General features: G+C 35.7%; 12 protein-coding genes. 1 reads left to right on the top strand and 11 read right to left on the bottom strand.

The window, feature by feature from the left end; translation table 11 throughout:
- The first annotated feature begins 321 nt into the window (after window positions 1–321).
- A complete protein-coding gene (locus DK865_RS07430) occupies window positions 322–621 on the top strand; it encodes a helix-turn-helix domain-containing protein (RefSeq protein WP_023583740.1) in 300 nt (99 codons plus the stop codon).
- A 141-nt stretch (window positions 622–762) separates the two neighbouring features.
- On the opposite strand, the gene DK865_RS07425 is transcribed toward DK865_RS07430, so the two are convergent.
- The 11 genes from DK865_RS07425 to DK865_RS07375 all read right to left on the bottom strand — a co-directional run bounded on the left by DK865_RS07425 (window position 763) and on the right by DK865_RS07375 (window position 16,155).
- Window positions 763–1,500, bottom strand: a complete 738-nt coding sequence (locus tag DK865_RS07425) for an ankyrin repeat domain-containing protein (protein WP_194295186.1) — start codon at window positions 1,498–1,500, stop codon at window positions 763–765.
- A 360-nt stretch (window positions 1,501–1,860) separates the two neighbouring features.
- Entirely contained in the window at window positions 1,861–3,246 is a 1,386-nt protein-coding gene (locus tag DK865_RS07420) for a VasL domain-containing protein (RefSeq protein ID WP_109391573.1), read from the bottom strand.
- Between the two features lie 85 nt (window positions 3,247–3,331).
- Complete coding sequence (gene tssE, locus DK865_RS07415; protein WP_109391572.1) at window positions 3,332–3,760, bottom strand: type VI secretion system baseplate subunit TssE; 429 nt, start codon at window positions 3,758–3,760, stop codon at window positions 3,332–3,334.
- 2 nt (window positions 3,761–3,762) lie between these two features.
- Window positions 3,763–4,326 (bottom strand): type VI secretion system lipoprotein TssJ, encoded by a 564-nt coding sequence (tssJ, locus tag DK865_RS07410; protein WP_194295185.1) that lies wholly within the window; start codon window positions 4,324–4,326, stop codon window positions 3,763–3,765.
- Window positions 4,301–5,398, bottom strand: a complete 1,098-nt coding sequence (gene tssG / locus DK865_RS07405; protein WP_109391570.1) for a type VI secretion system baseplate subunit TssG — start codon at window positions 5,396–5,398, stop codon at window positions 4,301–4,303. Before tssG ends, tssJ begins: the two co-directional genes overlap by 26 nt.
- Window positions 5,362–7,125: a type VI secretion system baseplate subunit TssF gene (tssF, locus tag DK865_RS07400; protein ID WP_109391569.1), complete on the bottom strand. Its 1,764-nt coding sequence runs from the start codon at window positions 7,123–7,125 to the stop codon at window positions 5,362–5,364. Before tssF ends, tssG begins: the two co-directional genes overlap by 37 nt.
- 32 nt (window positions 7,126–7,157) lie before the next feature.
- Window positions 7,158–8,777, bottom strand: coding sequence for a type VI secretion system protein TssA (tssA, locus tag DK865_RS07395; protein ID WP_109391568.1), 1,620 nt, complete (start codon window positions 8,775–8,777; stop codon window positions 7,158–7,160).
- A 44-nt stretch (window positions 8,778–8,821) separates the two neighbouring features.
- The gene (locus DK865_RS07390) at window positions 8,822–12,178 is read right to left on the bottom strand and encodes an ImcF-related family protein (RefSeq protein ID WP_109391567.1); all 3,357 of its coding nucleotides are present in this window, start codon (window positions 12,176–12,178) and stop codon (window positions 8,822–8,824) included.
- The gene (locus DK865_RS07385) at window positions 12,165–13,298 is read right to left on the bottom strand and encodes a hypothetical protein (RefSeq protein ID WP_109391566.1); all 1,134 of its coding nucleotides are present in this window, start codon (window positions 13,296–13,298) and stop codon (window positions 12,165–12,167) included. Before DK865_RS07385 ends, DK865_RS07390 begins: the two co-directional genes overlap by 14 nt.
- Window positions 13,299–13,357: 59 nt before the next feature.
- On the bottom strand, window positions 13,358–15,712 hold the full coding sequence (locus DK865_RS07380; protein ID WP_109391565.1) for a T6SS phospholipase effector Tle1-like catalytic domain-containing protein: 2,355 nt from the start codon (window positions 15,710–15,712) through the stop codon (window positions 13,358–13,360).
- A complete protein-coding gene (locus DK865_RS07375; RefSeq protein ID WP_109391564.1) occupies window positions 15,697–16,155 on the bottom strand; it encodes a DUF3304 domain-containing protein in 459 nt (152 codons plus the stop codon). Before DK865_RS07375 ends, DK865_RS07380 begins: the two co-directional genes overlap by 16 nt.
- Window positions 16,156–16,186 lie beyond the last annotated feature (31 nt).

Genomic DNA, 16,186 nt, shown 5'->3' with positions numbered 1-16,186 from the left:
TATTTTTGTAAATTTTTAACTTTTCTTGAAAATTAAAACTGAAAATCATCTAACTTACTGATATATTGATTATATTTTTAGTATTTAATACTAAAAATCCAATCAAAATATGATGTATATTAAAATAACATATAGAAATGTAAATTATTTTAAATTTTAAATATCGGAATAACCTTATTAACAGAATTAGTGAAAATAAGTAATGTTACGGTTATTCCATAACTAATGGTTAAGTGTTTTAAGGTTATCGTTTGATGATTTATAAACTATAATTCGGTGTTTTATCGATGTAATCATCTAGTGAAAGAAGGAGAGTAAGGGATGATTAACACCAAAGTTGGGAATAGAATAAAAATGATAAGAAGACAATTGAAAATAACAGAAAATGAGATGTCTGAAAGGTTGGGAATAAGTATACTACATTATTCTCAATTAGAGGATGGGCATTTAAAAATAACTGTAGATCAATTGATTACTATTTCTTATATACTTGGTGTTACTCCTCAAAGTCTTATTTTAGAGGCTAAAAAAACAGACTTTATGGTTTTTGAGGATAAACAGTCGATAACTCAACCAAGTGAAATAGTTATATTTAGAAAGAAGAAAATAGCTTTAAAATAGCATTGGTATATTATATTTTTAATATTGAGTTCTGATAAATATATTGAGTCATTTTTTAGTTGTTTTAATTAAAATTCTATTTTTCAAAGCTCAATAATTAATAGCACAAAAGCCATCTTACTGAGGATGGCTTTTGTGTATTTAATGGCAGAGTGTTGTACCTGTTATAGGATTTATGGCGCCGTTTTTAATCAATAATTTCTGCATATCTTTAAGATTATTTTGGCAAGCATAGCTTAACGCACTGTGATTATAAGAAAACAATGAGTTATCTTGTGTTGTCGTAACAAGATTAACATCAGCGCCTTCAGAAATAAGGTATTTTACGGTATCAAGGCGATTATTACTGGCTGCAATCATAATAAATGTTTCACCATCGCTTTCTACCTTTTGGTTATTGAGCTCTATATCGCTTCTCATTAGGGTGTGAATTTTTTTGACTACATTAACATTGTTTCCTAATACGGCTGACTTAAAGACATTATAAACATTATCTTTATCTGTAGCCCATAAACTAGCACCTTGAGAAATAAGATAATCAACCATCTCTTCATCACCAATAAATGCAGCCCAGCCTAGTGCTGTTTGGTCTAAGCTACCTGTATCTTTTGCTTCAATATCTTGGCCATTGGCAAGCATCTTTTTTACTTCATTTAAATCACCCTGTTTTACAGCATCAAACCATAGTGCATTTTTACCTGTGCTTGGTGAAGTATAGAATACCCGATGTGGCAAACGCGATTTATTAGCTAACTCAATCATATCAGAATAATTTGATTTAAAAGATTGATACTCGGGTGGATTATTTTCATTAATAATCCATGCTTGTGCGTGAAAAGAAACTAATGCTAATGAAATAACAAACATTTTTATATTCATTTAAACACCTTAAAATATAAATAATTAACAAAACCGATTGCAATTAGTTTATTAAAATTTAATATTTATTAGTGTTGGTAATTGAAACAGAATGTAAGTAAGACGTTTTTTATTAATACGTATTTGTAATAAAGATAAATCTTATTAATTTGTTAATTGATTTATCGTTTTATTGATTAAATATACGGGATTTTACTTGCATTTTTTTGAATATAATGAGGATTATTCTTTTTTGTCTTTATATGATAGTTTAATTATGTCTACAATTATGGCTTAATAAGATAAATCTATAAGACAACCCCTTAATAATCTAACAAAGCCAATAAGTATTAAGCGCCTAATCAAACACATATTGTTTCCTTATTTAGAACGTAATAACGAATATCGATTTAATAATTGTTTAAAATGATTGTCTATTTGTTGATACTCATAGTCTGAAATTGAGTTTTGTGTTGGTTGTTTCTCAAGTAAGCGTAGCTCTTCTTCTAAAGGTTTAGCTTGATTGAAATGTTGGCGAGCTTTGAAAATGATAGATTTTAATTCAGAGCCTGTAATGTAATTTTTAGGATTGCCATCAAAGCTATCTAATCTTTGACTTAATCCATCAAGTTCAGTCATACCTTTAGACCATTGATTGAGTTGTTCATCCGTGGTGGCATTTATTTTTAGATTATTTTTCCAAAGCTGTGTAAACGATAAAAGCTCTGGATTATCGTCATACTGATCGTTTAAATAGCTGATGACTTCGAGACCATAACTTTGAGCCCATGTGGGAGAAAGTAATGTGAGTTCATCTAAACGTTGTTGGATCACCTCAATCTGCTCAGCATTGAGCGTCTTTGCTATATTTTTACTATTTCCAGTTTGTTGATCAATCAGAGAGGGAGCGTGAAAATTAATGGGTGGAATATAAGGAAAAGCATCTGTTAGATAGTTATTTTTTAATTCAGATAACCAAAAGTAAAATAGGATAAAAAAGAATAAACTACTGGTGAGTATGCCAATTAAAACACCGCGCCATAGCTCTTGTCGATATGTCTTTTTTATGGGGGATTGCAGTGATATGGAGGAGGATATATAAGTTTTGGGTGACGCAATACTTTCATTAGTATTAAGCGTGGTAGATGATGTAGATAAAATGGCATCGATCATTTTAGTTGGTATCTCATCTTCTTTATTGATAGTAGAAGGTAATTCTGGAGAATTAAAATTACTGTCTAAAGTGTCTGCATTTTCTAATTGTCTAGCTTGAGAAATAATTAAATTCTCTAGATAATCAAATTGGACAAGATGTTTAATTTCTAATATTTGAAGATGGTGATTGATACTTTTTAATAATTCTTCAATTTGATAAAGGATAGGCAAGTCAGAATAAACAAAAGCTGTTCCACGAATACCTGAAACTAATTGTTGACTTAAGGACGAAAGAATATTGATACGAGTATGTGTTTGTACTGGCCATAACGTTTGCCAATGTTGGGTCAATATTTTATGAGTAAGGTAAAGTCCTTCATTTAAACCATCAAGTCCAGCTTGATTCTGGCGACATACAACAAACCAAGAGGCGGTTTGAAGATCGACACCATTTTGATTAAATAAAGAAATACATAATTCATGGACATATTGCCAATTAATATCTGGGCGAGCTGGATGAAAACGTTTATCAAGTTCTTCTTTAATAGCAATAAATTGATTAAATACACGAGGATCACTTCCAATTGAAAGTGAATCTAAGTAAGAATTCATATTTTCCTCAAGGTCTCTGACGATCTTAATAATATAAAAACAAATCTAAATAAAGAAAATTAAGAATAAATAGCAAGAAATAACATTATGATAAATAAGATTGCTTTTTTAAATGGTGAAGAAATATTCTTCCATCAGGTGAAAATTCAGTACCATAGCGTATAAGTCCTCTTTCATGTAACTCAATATCTAAAGAATAACATAATTTTCCAAATTCATTTTCAGGTAATATACCGAGCGTGACTGATTTTATTCTAGGTTCATATTTTAGTAATGTTGTTGATAATATAGACATTACCTTATGTGAACTTCCAGGTAGTCCTTGAATTATTTTACTCATATCAGGTAACCCATAATCAGGTAGATGTTTTAATGTTCCTGCTCGTGAATTTAATATTCGACGAATATTATCCATAACAGAAAGAATAACTTGATCTTCTTCTGATATAGAATCAACAGGTAATCCTCCCGAAAAATAACCCGTTAGCATTTCATAGAGAGAAGGTTGTGACATCGTTATTTTTTATCCAAAGGTCGTAATATTAATGTGTTTTCAGCAAGTACAATTTTACGTGCTTTATCAGGATCGAGTGCGTTTTTAGGAATAACAATTCGCCAGTTGTTTTTAGCTTCATCAGGTGTATGAAACATGGTAGCAATTGCGACAAATTCAGTTTCTTTTTCCATTGGCATATCGAGAGCAATAGATTCACCCGGGCGAATACGTAAATCTTTTTGTGCTAATAAAGAGGTTTTTAAAACATCATCATTTTGATTAAACAGTGAAAGATAATCGCTATTATTAAAAGTATCTGCTGATTTTAGTTGAAATACTCGAACAATGACAGAAAGTGATGAACCATTATCATCAGTATTAAGTGCTTCTCTTGCGGTAAAGTCCAAATGCAATATTTTTATTTGTTTATAAAAAATAGATTTTGTTAAAGAGACAGTACCATCACTGATGGTTTGAGTTAAACCACAGCCTACAATTGCAAACGTTACGATAAATAGTAGTGCTAATCGGCGGGCGAAAGAAATAAATGTTTGCGATTTAAAATTGATAATTGCCATATTCATCACTTTTATAATGTTGAGTGCGGGGTATTAGATATTGATAGAAACCAAGTCCAATGGTGATAAAAGACGTGGGACGCGTTTTTTTAATCTGGCTGTGAGGTCGCATAACAGCGGTTCTACCTAACTGTACCCCTTGATTTTTAGAGGTACTCAATGTTGCATCAGGTAATAAATGTCTAGGTAATGTTAAACGTAGCCTCGCATTAACTCTTGATCCCAAATAAACACGAAGTAATGCCATAAAATCCTGATAAATGCAGCCATCAGGTAACCAACCTTTTGCTTCTTCCTTGTTTTCAGTGTGTAGTTTTATTAATACTTGGCTATTTACATCTATAGCATAACGACCTAAAACGGGTTTATTTTCTAATGTTGTAGGTTGTGAGCACGACATGATTGTGGGAGTGTCGAGTGCAATTCTTCGGGGATCATGAGGTACAATACTGACTTTTGTTGATGGTGCTAATAATTTTACTAATGCACTAATACCTTCGGCTGTACGTGTTGGTAAACGTAAGATCCCTAATAGCGCTAAAAAGCGAGATAAAGGTGATTGCACATGATTAGCACAACCTGGAATACCTAAACCAATTAAGCCATAAAGATATTGCGATGTTTTATCTGATCCTCCTTCTCCAAACGTCGCAGGATAAGAATATTTGCGCCAGATACGATAAAACTGGGTAGTAAGACGGTGGTTAAAAATATCTAAAAAGTCAGTAAGTGAATCTGTACCATCGCGGTATTGTGCAATATCGTCAAGGTAAGTTGTTGGCAGTGGTGATGTAATACCATAAAGTCCCATAAAAGTTGTATGTAAGCTTGGTATTGTGCTTTTTCGATATTTGTCTAGGGGATCAGTTCCTTTGATCTCTGTGGCAGGAAACCCCATACCACGATGTGGGCGAAAACGAATAGGATCAGTTTTCGGATCATGAGAACTTCCTAATTCAGGTAATTCGGGGTTGGATTTTTCAAGTAATTGGCAAAAGCGATAGAAATTCACATAAGGTAATTGTTCGCCTAACGTCTCAATTAGCGAGGTAGCTGTGGGTTGTGGCTTTCTTTCCATTGAATTCGTTTTCCTGTTGGCAAAATAATCAGTGTTAATTGATTAAAAAGATGAACATCAGCATAAAGTGCAAAAAAGCGATTAAGCATTTCACCAAATAAATGAATATCACCTTCACCATTAAAACCATTGCTATCAATCGTGACTTCGATATCAATACCTCGCTGTAGAAAACCTTTCTCAAAGCGTTCAATTAAATGATGTTCGACATGAATAATGGCATCGAGTTTTCTATGGTTCATATCATCATCTCGCCAATCATAAAGTGCGAGAGTGCCTCGTAGCACTTCAGCATTATCCATCATGTTAAGAAAGCTAGAGCCTAAATGACTGAGTACTCGCCAGTGGAAGCGATCTTCTGAAGGAGGATAAAGAGGAAGTGTTGGCTTGCACAAATTACATACCGTTAATGGGATTTGTAAGGTTTGTTCTGTTCTATCAAGTAAGGTACTTTGCAGTGCTTTGCGAGGTAATTGCCCATTCGTGCCAGTGAGTTGCAATGATAGGGTTTCTGTTTGAGTTGCTAAATCAATCTCTTGTTGTTCCCCTCCTAGTATAAGCCAAGTATCATGAAGACCCGCAACACCACGTTTCACTCGGGTGTGATAATAACGTTCAGGTGCATTATGCCGTAGCATACCACCACGATGACGAAAGCTAGTAAAGGGGACATAAACCGCTTCATTTGTACGTTGAGAACCATATACGTTATCAACACTATAGATTTCAGTATGCCCATCTTGAACTCGACGAGGTCGTAATAAATATTCGCTTTCCAATCTATTAACAGTCAGTGGATCGGCTTCTATATTAAAAAGGTTGATCACGGGGACGCAATGTAGACGTATATTTTCCTCATTTAATGTAAGAGTGTTATCCCACAATGTATTAAGAACAATATCTAATTCAAACTCAGATGTTTCTTCAGGAAAATGAATATCATCTAATCCATTAAGTGAAACAAACATAAACTTTTCACGAAAAGAAAAATATTCGAGTAATAATTGATAGCCACTAAATGTGGTATCTCCTTTAGGCCAAAGAGTGTCTGTATTCTTAAACCCTCCCGGTGAGAAATAGAGAGGGATTGCTATTCTATCTTTTGACTGAGGAAGCTTTAGATAGGTTTTGGCAACTTGTTTAGTTAATGCTAAATGCAGTGCATTGGTTGTTGGAATATCGCCAGATAAATAAAATGAGAGTGCATGAAGGTTCACTTCAGACCAATTAATCATTTCACTGCATTTAAATTTTAACCGAATAGCCGAACGTCCATCTGGCTCGGTAGTTAAATTTACAGCAGCAATTTTTATTGGATTAAGCGTTAAATCTTGTGTTGTTCGATAATGGCAAATCGTTTTTTTAGGACCAATAGGGCGAGAAAGAACCTCAAATTGAGCCGGTATTTTATCCGTCATTTTCATTTTTTGAATATCAGGGGCTAATTCAACAATGGATAATGATGGAATTGTTTGTAAATAGTGAGGCCATAATAAACTGACAAGACCTTCTGTTAACTCAGGTAAATCATCATCAATTTTTTGTCTTAATTGCCCCATTGAGAAAGCAAAACCTTCAAATAAACGCTCAACAAAAGGATCGGGCGTACCTGCTTTATCTAAATCGAGCATTGCCGCTCTATCGGGATGTGCTTGTGCAAACTCTTTGGCAGCTTCTCTAAGATAGCGCATTTCTGCATCAAAATAGCGAAGGGTTAAATCATCCATTAATTTGATACCTTGAATTGTCGAGTAAAAGATTAGGAATATAAAATTGCAGAGCGAACGGGATCGATAGCAGTTAATTCACTGAGTAACAGCTCCATTTGTTGTTCTATACGGGTTTTATCTGAGGTGTTACGTTGAATTTTTGCTCGGAAAAGATGAAGTTGTCGTGCTTTCACTTCAAAAATATAATTGGGCTCCCATTGTGTTAACGACATAGAAAGCGCTTTTTTATCGAGTTCGCGTAATAAATTTAATGCCAGATCGTGGCGAGCAAATTGTTCTGCTATTCGCGCCATGATAAGGTTTAATAGCCATTTTTGTCTTGAAGTGCTGATATCAGGGCGATGCTGTAGCCATTTTAATGCAACATCTATACCTTCATTATCAGCTTGTGTGATAGCTTCGGTTTCTAATGCCAGTATTGATTGATCCTCAGATTGATTAGGGTCATGATTTGATATCCCTTGCATGACATCAAAGTTTTCTTCCATAACCTGTTGTTTTATCCAACTTAATGTGACTTCATCGGCAAATGGTGTGCCATCTTCCCATGAGAGTTTCTCTAAATCAGGAAGTCGGGTAAGAAATTGTTTTAAATCGTTTTTTATAATATCAGACCATGCATTCCAAGGTGCAGGGGATTTACTAAGTGCTTGATAGAGATACCACTGCACATCTAACCAAAAATGGTTAACACCTTCTGCAAAAAGCTTATCCGCTTGCTCCGCCAGTTCACCCCAACTTTGTTGTAAATAGAGGCGCTTAAGTTGTGCCCTTGCATCGGTTCTTGGTGGGGAAAGGCGAGTACAACCTTGCTGATCTTGTGGCGGAAGTTGATGAAGCGTATCCCATCTCACCACTTTCATTAATCTATGACCTGCTAACCAACCATTAGATTGATTACGTAGATAATTAGCGAGCATTTTGGATTGATCTAATAATTCACGACCTGATTGTATGGTCTCTATTGGTGTGCTCTGTGAAATCGAAGGAGAGGTGGGGCTGTTGTAAGTGGGTTCAGTTCGGCTAATATTTTGTGGGACTAATGAATTTGTTCCGCCTGATTGAGCTAGGCGTTTTTCGAGTGCTTGATATAATCCTGCTAATTGTGGTTTTTCAGCTTCATTCCATGTTTCAAGCTCTGTTTCGAGGGTGGCTAATAAGGCGATAATACGAGAGAACTCATTATGATCGACTTCGGGATAAAGCGATAAACTATCTAAAACGCGTTGCCCCGATAACCACTCTAAAGCTGATTTCCGACTAGTGGCTCGGCTCGGTAATAATGTGTCGTGATAGCGAATAAGCAATCCAGCCAAAAGCCCCAAAGAATCGGCAAGTCCGTGTTCACCTTCTTTGTGCAAGCGAGCCCAAATATAATAAGTTACAACGCGCACATCTTTGCAGGAATTGAGCAGTAAATTTTCAGCAAGTAAGCAAATGAGCTCCGTATCGGCACCTGAGAGTTTATTGACTTCTTCTTTCATGCGCTCAAAGTCATCTTCATAGCAGGGATCATCACCCACAGGTTGATTAGGCGTAATGGGTAATAGCCAACGATCCCATAAACTGATTTGTTGTTGAGCAAGTTGTTGCACTTTGTTTGTATCATCAGCAAAGCATGATGAGATTAAGGTATCCAATAAGGACATAGTGAGCGTATTTCCTTTTGAGATATTAGGGATGTGATTTTTATTTAATCCAAAAAAATCTTTTCTGGTAACACAAAATTACGGAGTTGTAAGAGTGCAATTGGACCATCACCCATTTCTGTTCTTAAGGTGTAGTTAAGAGATTGTCCATTTAAGGTTTTCCAACTGACAGAATAACTGCTGGTGCTACCGGCATAAGGGGTGATATTGGCATCTTCCAATAAACGAATAATGCCCCAGACGCCACGATAATCGCCATAAATACGTGTGCCTGTATTGGTTGTGATCCAACTCAGTGATGCACCAGAGGCAACGGTATCCGCTGGCCAGACAAAACGTTGCCATTGTGGTTGTTGGTTATCATAAATAAGAGACTGTTTATCTATCATAAGATGGGTTTGCATAATATTTGGTGATGTGCCCGGACGTAATTCAAAATAAAGACGTGCTTCACCATTCGCAAAAACCACATCCCCTAAGTAGCTTAATTTATCTAAGGCTTTTAAAAACTCGGGGTTAAATGTTAAGCCTTGGGCATTGGTGGTATCGGGTACCCAGTGTGTCCCCTCTTTATGTAAAACACCATTAAGGTGAGTCTCAAGAAAACGTTGAATACGTCCATTATCAGGGCGTAAATATTGCGCCATAAGAGGCAGTGAGATTTCACTTTGTGTATTTTTGAGTGGATAACGTCCACCAAAGGCGCTATTCCAATCATTCACAATCGCATTTCGCCATTGGGTGTTGATGCCTTGTGAAGTCGGCGCTAATAGCTGTTGCCATGCCTGAGACAGGGGTTGTACAAGCAGTGTTTGCCCAAAGCCATTCCACTCTTGACCAAAGCTCGCGGCGATTAAACTTCCATAGTCTTGTGTTTCTGATAAATCGACCGTTTTTCCTTCAAATACACTGCGGGCTAAGGCTTGTGACATCGCTTGTGGATCAGGTGCATTAACCACTTGTTGGAGTTTCAAACGCACTCGCGTTACACGTGTGAGATAGGCTTGAAGGCTTAATGCATCACTATTTTGTACTGAAGATTGCGGATCAGTAAAAGCCAGTATTGGTGCAAAAACAGGCTCAAGAGGCCCGGTGAACGCTGCTTTTTGGCTAATTATCGGTTGTTGCTCTTTGTTTAATAAATCTTTGGCGGAGTTCACAAAAGAGTCAGCGAGCTTTTCTTGCTGACGACCCGTTTTACCTTGATAAGAAAGCGTATTCATCAACGCAATAATGGGGGACTGTCTGACATCGCTCATGAGTGTAAGTTGATCAATCGTATCGGATAAATTTTGTGTTTCTCGCCACTGTAAGCCATTGAGAAAACTTAACCAACTGCCCGAAAAATCATTAAAATAGCGCTCGGTGAGATTTTGTTGCAGTTTTTCAGGTGAGATATCAATCTCCGTCTCTTTTTGTGTGTCACTTAATACCCAATCTATTTCTTCTCGTCTTTCATGAACGGCTTTTTTAATCGCCGGTTCAATCGATTCTTCCCAGGCTTTACGCGTAAAAATACCCGGTATGGTTTCAGAGGTGCTGAGTAAGAAACTGACATCGGTATCCCCCGTCATATCATCTAATGTCATCTCTGCAAAGTTATGTTGTGCCTGTTGTAAGATTTTTTGGTAAAGCGCAGACTCGCCATTACGTTGACCAATTTGGCGAATAAGAATAGTGCGACTTCCGGCGACTAAATTGCGATTAGGCTTGATAGTCCATTCATTATGATACGGTAATTGAGAGGCATAGAAGGTTAATAGCTCTGTGCCTAATGTTTGCCATTCACCTTCTTTTAGATCTTCATTTTGACGCCAAATATTGAGTACACTTTCAGTAAAAAAAGTGGGTTCGATACGAGACGGATCACTCATCATTAAATAGGCTTTCAGTGTTTGATAAGCAGATTGAGCGCCTTCTATGCGTTCAGCACTTTCAGGTGGAAGTTGCACAAAGCTTTGAAGATAAGTTTCAAGATGATGCTGAGTTGAATCCCGTAATAACGGTAACATGGATTGACTATAAACTGGCCAGAGATGACTAAGTAATGAGCTATTACTACTTAAGCCAAAGCGTAACCAAAATGGTACCGCATTCTGTTCTCGATAACTCAATAACCCTAAGGTTTGTTGCAAGCCATATTGGGCTTGTAAGCGAGCCAATTCAGATTGATGATTGTCCGTTGCTAATTGCGCTTGTTGTTGGCTTTGGGTAATTAATTGGCGATTCATAAAGTAAGAGACCACCATACCAATACCCCACAACGTCATTGCTGTTGCGACAGTATATTGTAAAATGCGTTTTGAATTTAGCCCCAAAGGTGAGGCTTTTAGCTGCGAGGGGAGTTGTGAATTTGTGGTAAGGAGTGCTTTCCAATGGTGATTTAAAATCCATTGATTATTTTGTGATGAAGTTGCAGACACGTTATTGTAAGTGGGTGTACTAAAGAGCATGCCAGCAAACGGTAAAGAGCGATAACCCGATAATAGCGGAGTCAAGCTATTGGCGAGTTTTTCGCATCCTTCATGCTGTAAAAAACGGGCTAAAGCCAATAAATAAGTGTGTGTTTGATTGTGTAATACCGCGTGTGTACCTTGTTCCACTAATGCAGGTAAAAGTGTTTTTAAGTCATTGGAAAGTGTTTCAGAAGTGGCTTTTAAGGGGACTGAATAAAGCACTGTAGGTGTTTCATCTGTAATTATTTCACCGTTATTACTGACACTCCATAGCCAAATAGGTGCCTGCCAGCGTAATTGACGAAAGAGCTGGTGGAAATAACGGCTTGCGGTGTCTGTATTGGCTGGGTCTAAGTGATTAAATAAAGAATGACCCAACGGTTGTTGCGATAAGCTGTTCTCAGAGACCCAAATAACCGCATCAAGCGGACGACGTCGGCGCAGTTGTTTTAAATCTTGAATTAAACTTTCATCAATACTTTGATTGATATCACCACCATAAATAAGCAACGTGCCATTGTTTTCTTGCCAGATATCTGTTGTTAGGTTAGGGGTGTGTTTTTCGACAGAAAGGGGCGTGCCGATAAGGAGTATGCGTATTAAATTTTTTGAATTACGATGACCATATTGTTTAAATATATCATCAATAAATGAATTATTTTGTTTGTTTATTTCTGGTAATGTTTTTGTATTATATAAGAAAGGTTTACTGAGTAATGGAATAACTTTCTTCCATCCATAAATAAAAAATGGAAAAGCTAATAATAAAGCTATCCAACTGGAAAAAGTAAAAAATATAATTTCTTTAGGGGAGTAATCTGTTTCTAAGATCTCATTACCAAAAAGATAATAAAGTATACTTAATGTAAAAAGGGATATTGTAAGAATAACAGTATAAATAATAAATAAATCCCGAGTTGAAGAAAGCTTATCATTGATTTTCATCTTTATGAATAACCCCTGCTATATATTGATCGTTATAATATCCTGAAATCCATCCACAGCTACTAATGTCGTTATTCATACAATGTAGAACAGAAAATGAAATAGCTAAAAATGGTGATGAGCAACTACTGTTACCAAAGTAATCTTGTACGATATTATCGGCTGAATAGAGTTGTGTTGATAAAAAAGAATAAGATGCTTGAGTATCAATAGATATATTTACTTCTGGTGAGTTTTCTATCCCTGAATATTTCATTATTTGAGATGCTAACTCATTAGTGTTTTCATTATTTGATACTTCACAACGATGTAAATAGTAAGCATCTTTATTTGGAAATATTGTCCATAAAAAACCGGTTTCAGCCAATCTACCTGTATTGATATCATCAAAAATATTAGAACCACCAACAAGGTTATAATACTTAGCTTTATAGTGAAGATAATAATTATCAATAATGGTATCTAATGTGTTTACTGAGTCAATAAATATAGTTTTTAGTGGTGGTAAAATATGGTGACTTTTTAGATGCTCAATAAATTCATTTAGGCTGGATTGACTCCCTTTCCAATAAATATTATCGATTTTAATATTGTCTATGTTGTTTTCTTCTCCATTTATAAAATGATCTGCCAGTAATTTAGCCATCATTTCTTCTCTATTTTTTTTATTTCCGATAAGTGCAGAGCAAGGAATGCGCTCTTGACCATCTTCTATTATAGGAAGTGGTGAAACAGGTCTAATTTTTAAAACTTGATGCCATTTATGTTGATTCTCACCAAGAGAGCCGATAATAATTGCGTTTTTTATGGGGATTGAAGCGCTATGGTATAACCACCATTTTTTATTATCATCATCGAATTGTTTTTTAAATAAGTTATTGTTGTGATTATTTAATGTTTTTAAAAAAAGATAAATTAAAAATAAAAATGATGAAACAAAAATGGGAATGAAAATGCTGGATATTAAAATAAAATATTTATTTTCTACTTTACTGTTTGATGAAATAACATTGGTAAAAAATAAAGATAAACCAATAAGGATAAGCATCCATTTTAATAACTTTTTCCAATTTATTGGTTTATCTTGTGAAAATTCAGGGTAACGCGGAGGGTATCTCACGAAAAATCTCCTGATTTTTTAAAGACCGAATTTAAATAAATAGGATTGTTAATAATAATTTAAGCAATCTGTAAGATTTTTTTTGTATCAATAACTTGAGTTAAACTATTAATAACACCTTGTGTTTGCTCAATAACTGATTGGGCTACAGCAATTGATTGTACAGGCCCTGCATTTTTAGTCGGTTTAACATCCTCTGGATTAATAGGTAATGTTAATCCAGTTACCGCATTTACCACTTCATATTCCATTGACATAACGCCTAATGTGCCGGCAAAAGCACCTAATGCATTTTTAATATTCTTTTGTTTAACTACATACGCCATACCGCCAATAAATGTGGCAACACCAATGATTTTTCCGGCAATTGCAACAGGTGATAAAAATTTATTAGTTTCACTGCCCGCATAAATCATTCGATAGCTAAAATAGCTTGCCCAAGGTTCTCTAGATTGTAATGCATCATGCATAAACCAAGCACGAGAATCATGAAATTGGTTATCAAATAAATCTTTTGTTAATAATTCCTCGGGATCTGGCGTATTGTTTTCTTTAAATAGAGGAAATCCATCACCTTTTTTATAAATATCATCACCACTTTTTTTCATATAAAAATATTCAGCTTTTTCATCATCAGTATTTAATAAGCACATTATATTCGTTAGTAAATTATCGACAGAAAATTGTTTCCAATTTCGGATTTCTCTTCGTTCATCATAATAGTCCGCTTTAAATTCTTCAGCGCCTTCTCTTAATTGTGTTTTACCCAGCATGGGTTCATAAATACGAGGTCCCACAAGATCTCCTGGTGATATGGTGTCTGTACCATTTTTTATTTTTTCTTTTTGTTGTTCTTCTTTCTTATCTTTTTGTTTATTCCATTGTTCTCTATCTGTCTTTATCTTTTCAGTGCCATGCTGGACTGCATTTTTATAAAAATCTTGATTAAAAAGATTCATATCGGCATATCTATCAATACGCCAAGCCGTCATCCATGCCATCTGCTTTTCGACGATTTTTTCTAATGACATATTTGCACGGCAAGCATTGAAGCTTCCTGAGAAATTAGTAGCAGCCACTGGTGGTAACCCTAATGTAATTTTTCGCCAAGCATTAAAGCGTTGAATTAGAATTGGGTTGATTTCAAAAAGTTCATAGATCTCTCTCGTAATGTTATTACACATTACTTTCCCACTACTATTTTTAGGTGAAGTACCAGTAATATTTAATGGTGCTCCTGTAAGAAATGCTGAAAGATAAAGATCATGTAAGACGATTTGTGAAACTAACATGGATGGGTCTTCAAATGCCTTGCCCTGATCACCGACCAAATACCCCCCGCCAATATCGGAGTGAACACCGGGGTAAACCACTTCTTCAATATCAGGTATTTTAGGATAATAACCATGTTTATTATCTTTATTATCCCAAACATAAGGACGTCTTATTGTGTCTAATGGAAAACAAAAACGTTGTTCATGGGCAGAAACAAAATGACGACAACATTTAATAAAACGAGGAAATTGCCTTTCATTAGGGAGTTGTTGAGTGCCATTTGCCCAATCCATATGACCCGAAAAGAAAGGTGCCAAATGCACTATACCCACAGAGGGTACGGTATCTAAAATACCGATAAATTCGACTTTTACATCAATACCACATAATTTTTGAACAGGTTTATCGGCTCCTTCTGGGGTATCAAATAGTTGCGTTACCCAATTAACAAAGGTTCTTGCTTCCGCCGCACCACGAGAGAAACCATAAACATAAAGTTTAATCGTTAATGTGTTAGGTTTAAGTTGTAATCCTTCAATAATCTCTTTTTTATTAACTAAAGAGTGGATAACGGCACGGCGACGCCCTTTACCACTAATAGGAAGATATGTTGGGGTTGCCATATCTTTTAAGTGAGTACGTAATTCAGACGTTACTAATTCCTTTTGATTTGAAGCAATAATTAATGTATTTGCTAACATTAATAATGCCCAATTAATACGATTTTCTCCGCCAGTTGCAAATATTAAGCCCATATTAGTGAAGTTATATTCTGCTATTTCAGGAAAGGCGGTACCAACTCCAGGCATATAGTATTTAAAATACTCTCTTTCTTTTTTAGCTTTATCTTCAGAGTCTTCGTTAGTAGCTTCAAATAAACGGGTAATATTAGTAGCGGTTTTAGGCTCAATTGCCATATCCGCTTTACGGTTATTATTGGTGCCATCGAAAAAGAAACTAATATGTAAATTACGACAGCAGTTATTTTTTACACTAACAAGGCTGGAATTATGATTTCGTTTCTCTTGTTCTCGTATTTTATAGTTGTTCTCTATTTGTTGTTGCGTTAATTTTAACCGACCTTTATCGGGGAAGTGATTAGGGATCCAAACTGGCTCTGCTTTTATTTCTTCGAACATACAGTGGGCTCCTTCATTTTCATTGGTTCAGTGATTGGGTATTCAGGATCGTGATAGCTATAGCAAGACGTGGTGATTTTCACTTCGTCACAAGGTAAAAAATGGACTTTAACACTACAAGGTTCGNCAAAATCAGGAGGTGGTGGGAATTTTGTGGTATCGACCTTTTTCCATTGAATATGTGCGATTAAATTAGGGCGCCATTTTTCGGGGATCATCACACAACAGACTGTGCCGCCAATACTGCCGTAACCTTCATTAATTGAAAATCCTGAAATTTCAAATTGTGTGTGGTTATAGCCTTGAAGCCCCGCTCCCAATATGGAGTTTTCCGGTTTTGTCCTCCAAGCACTCGCATTGGCACAACCGGAAAGGAAAAAAGAGATAATTAAGAGTGAGACAAGCTTGGGGAAAATTCGCCAAAAGGTTATTTTTGGGGACATACGGCGGGCTCCTTCAAATTATGAGGCTCAT

This window comes from Proteus cibi (assembly GCF_003144405.1).
Classification (GTDB): Bacteria; Pseudomonadota; Gammaproteobacteria; order Enterobacterales; family Enterobacteriaceae; genus Proteus; species Proteus cibi.
The sequence above is the reverse complement of the archived record's forward strand: the minus strand, read 5'-3'. Positions and strand labels throughout refer to the sequence as shown.

Bases quoted from the DNA above. Each gene is read 5' to 3' on its own strand.
- DK865_RS07430 (WP_023583740.1), top strand. From the start codon at position 322: ATGATTAACACCAAAGTTGGGAATAGAATAAAAATGATAAGAAGACAA.
- DK865_RS07425 (WP_194295186.1), bottom strand. From the start codon at position 1,500: ATGAATATAAAAATGTTTGTTATTTCATTAGCATTAGTTTCTTTTCAC.
- DK865_RS07420 (WP_109391573.1), bottom strand. From the start codon at position 3,246: ATGAATTCTTACTTAGATTCACTTTCAATTGGAAGTGATCCTCGTGTA.
- tssE (WP_109391572.1), bottom strand. From the start codon at position 3,760: ATGTCACAACCTTCTCTCTATGAAATGCTAACGGGTTATTTTTCGGGA.
- tssJ (WP_194295185.1), bottom strand. From the start codon at position 4,326: ATGAATATGGCAATTATCAATTTTAAATCGCAAACATTTATTTCTTTC.
- tssG (WP_109391570.1), bottom strand. From the start codon at position 5,398: ATGGAAAGAAAGCCACAACCCACAGCTACCTCGCTAATTGAGACGTTA.
- tssF (WP_109391569.1), bottom strand. From the start codon at position 7,125: ATGGATGATTTAACCCTTCGCTATTTTGATGCAGAAATGCGCTATCTT.
- tssA (WP_109391568.1), bottom strand. From the start codon at position 8,777: ATGTCCTTATTGGATACCTTAATCTCATCATGCTTTGCTGATGATACA.
- DK865_RS07390 (WP_109391567.1), bottom strand. From the start codon at position 12,178: ATGAAAATCAATGATAAGCTTTCTTCAACTCGGGATTTATTTATTATT.
- DK865_RS07380 (WP_109391565.1), bottom strand. From the start codon at position 15,712: ATGTTCGAAGAAATAAAAGCAGAGCCAGTTTGGATCCCTAATCACTTC.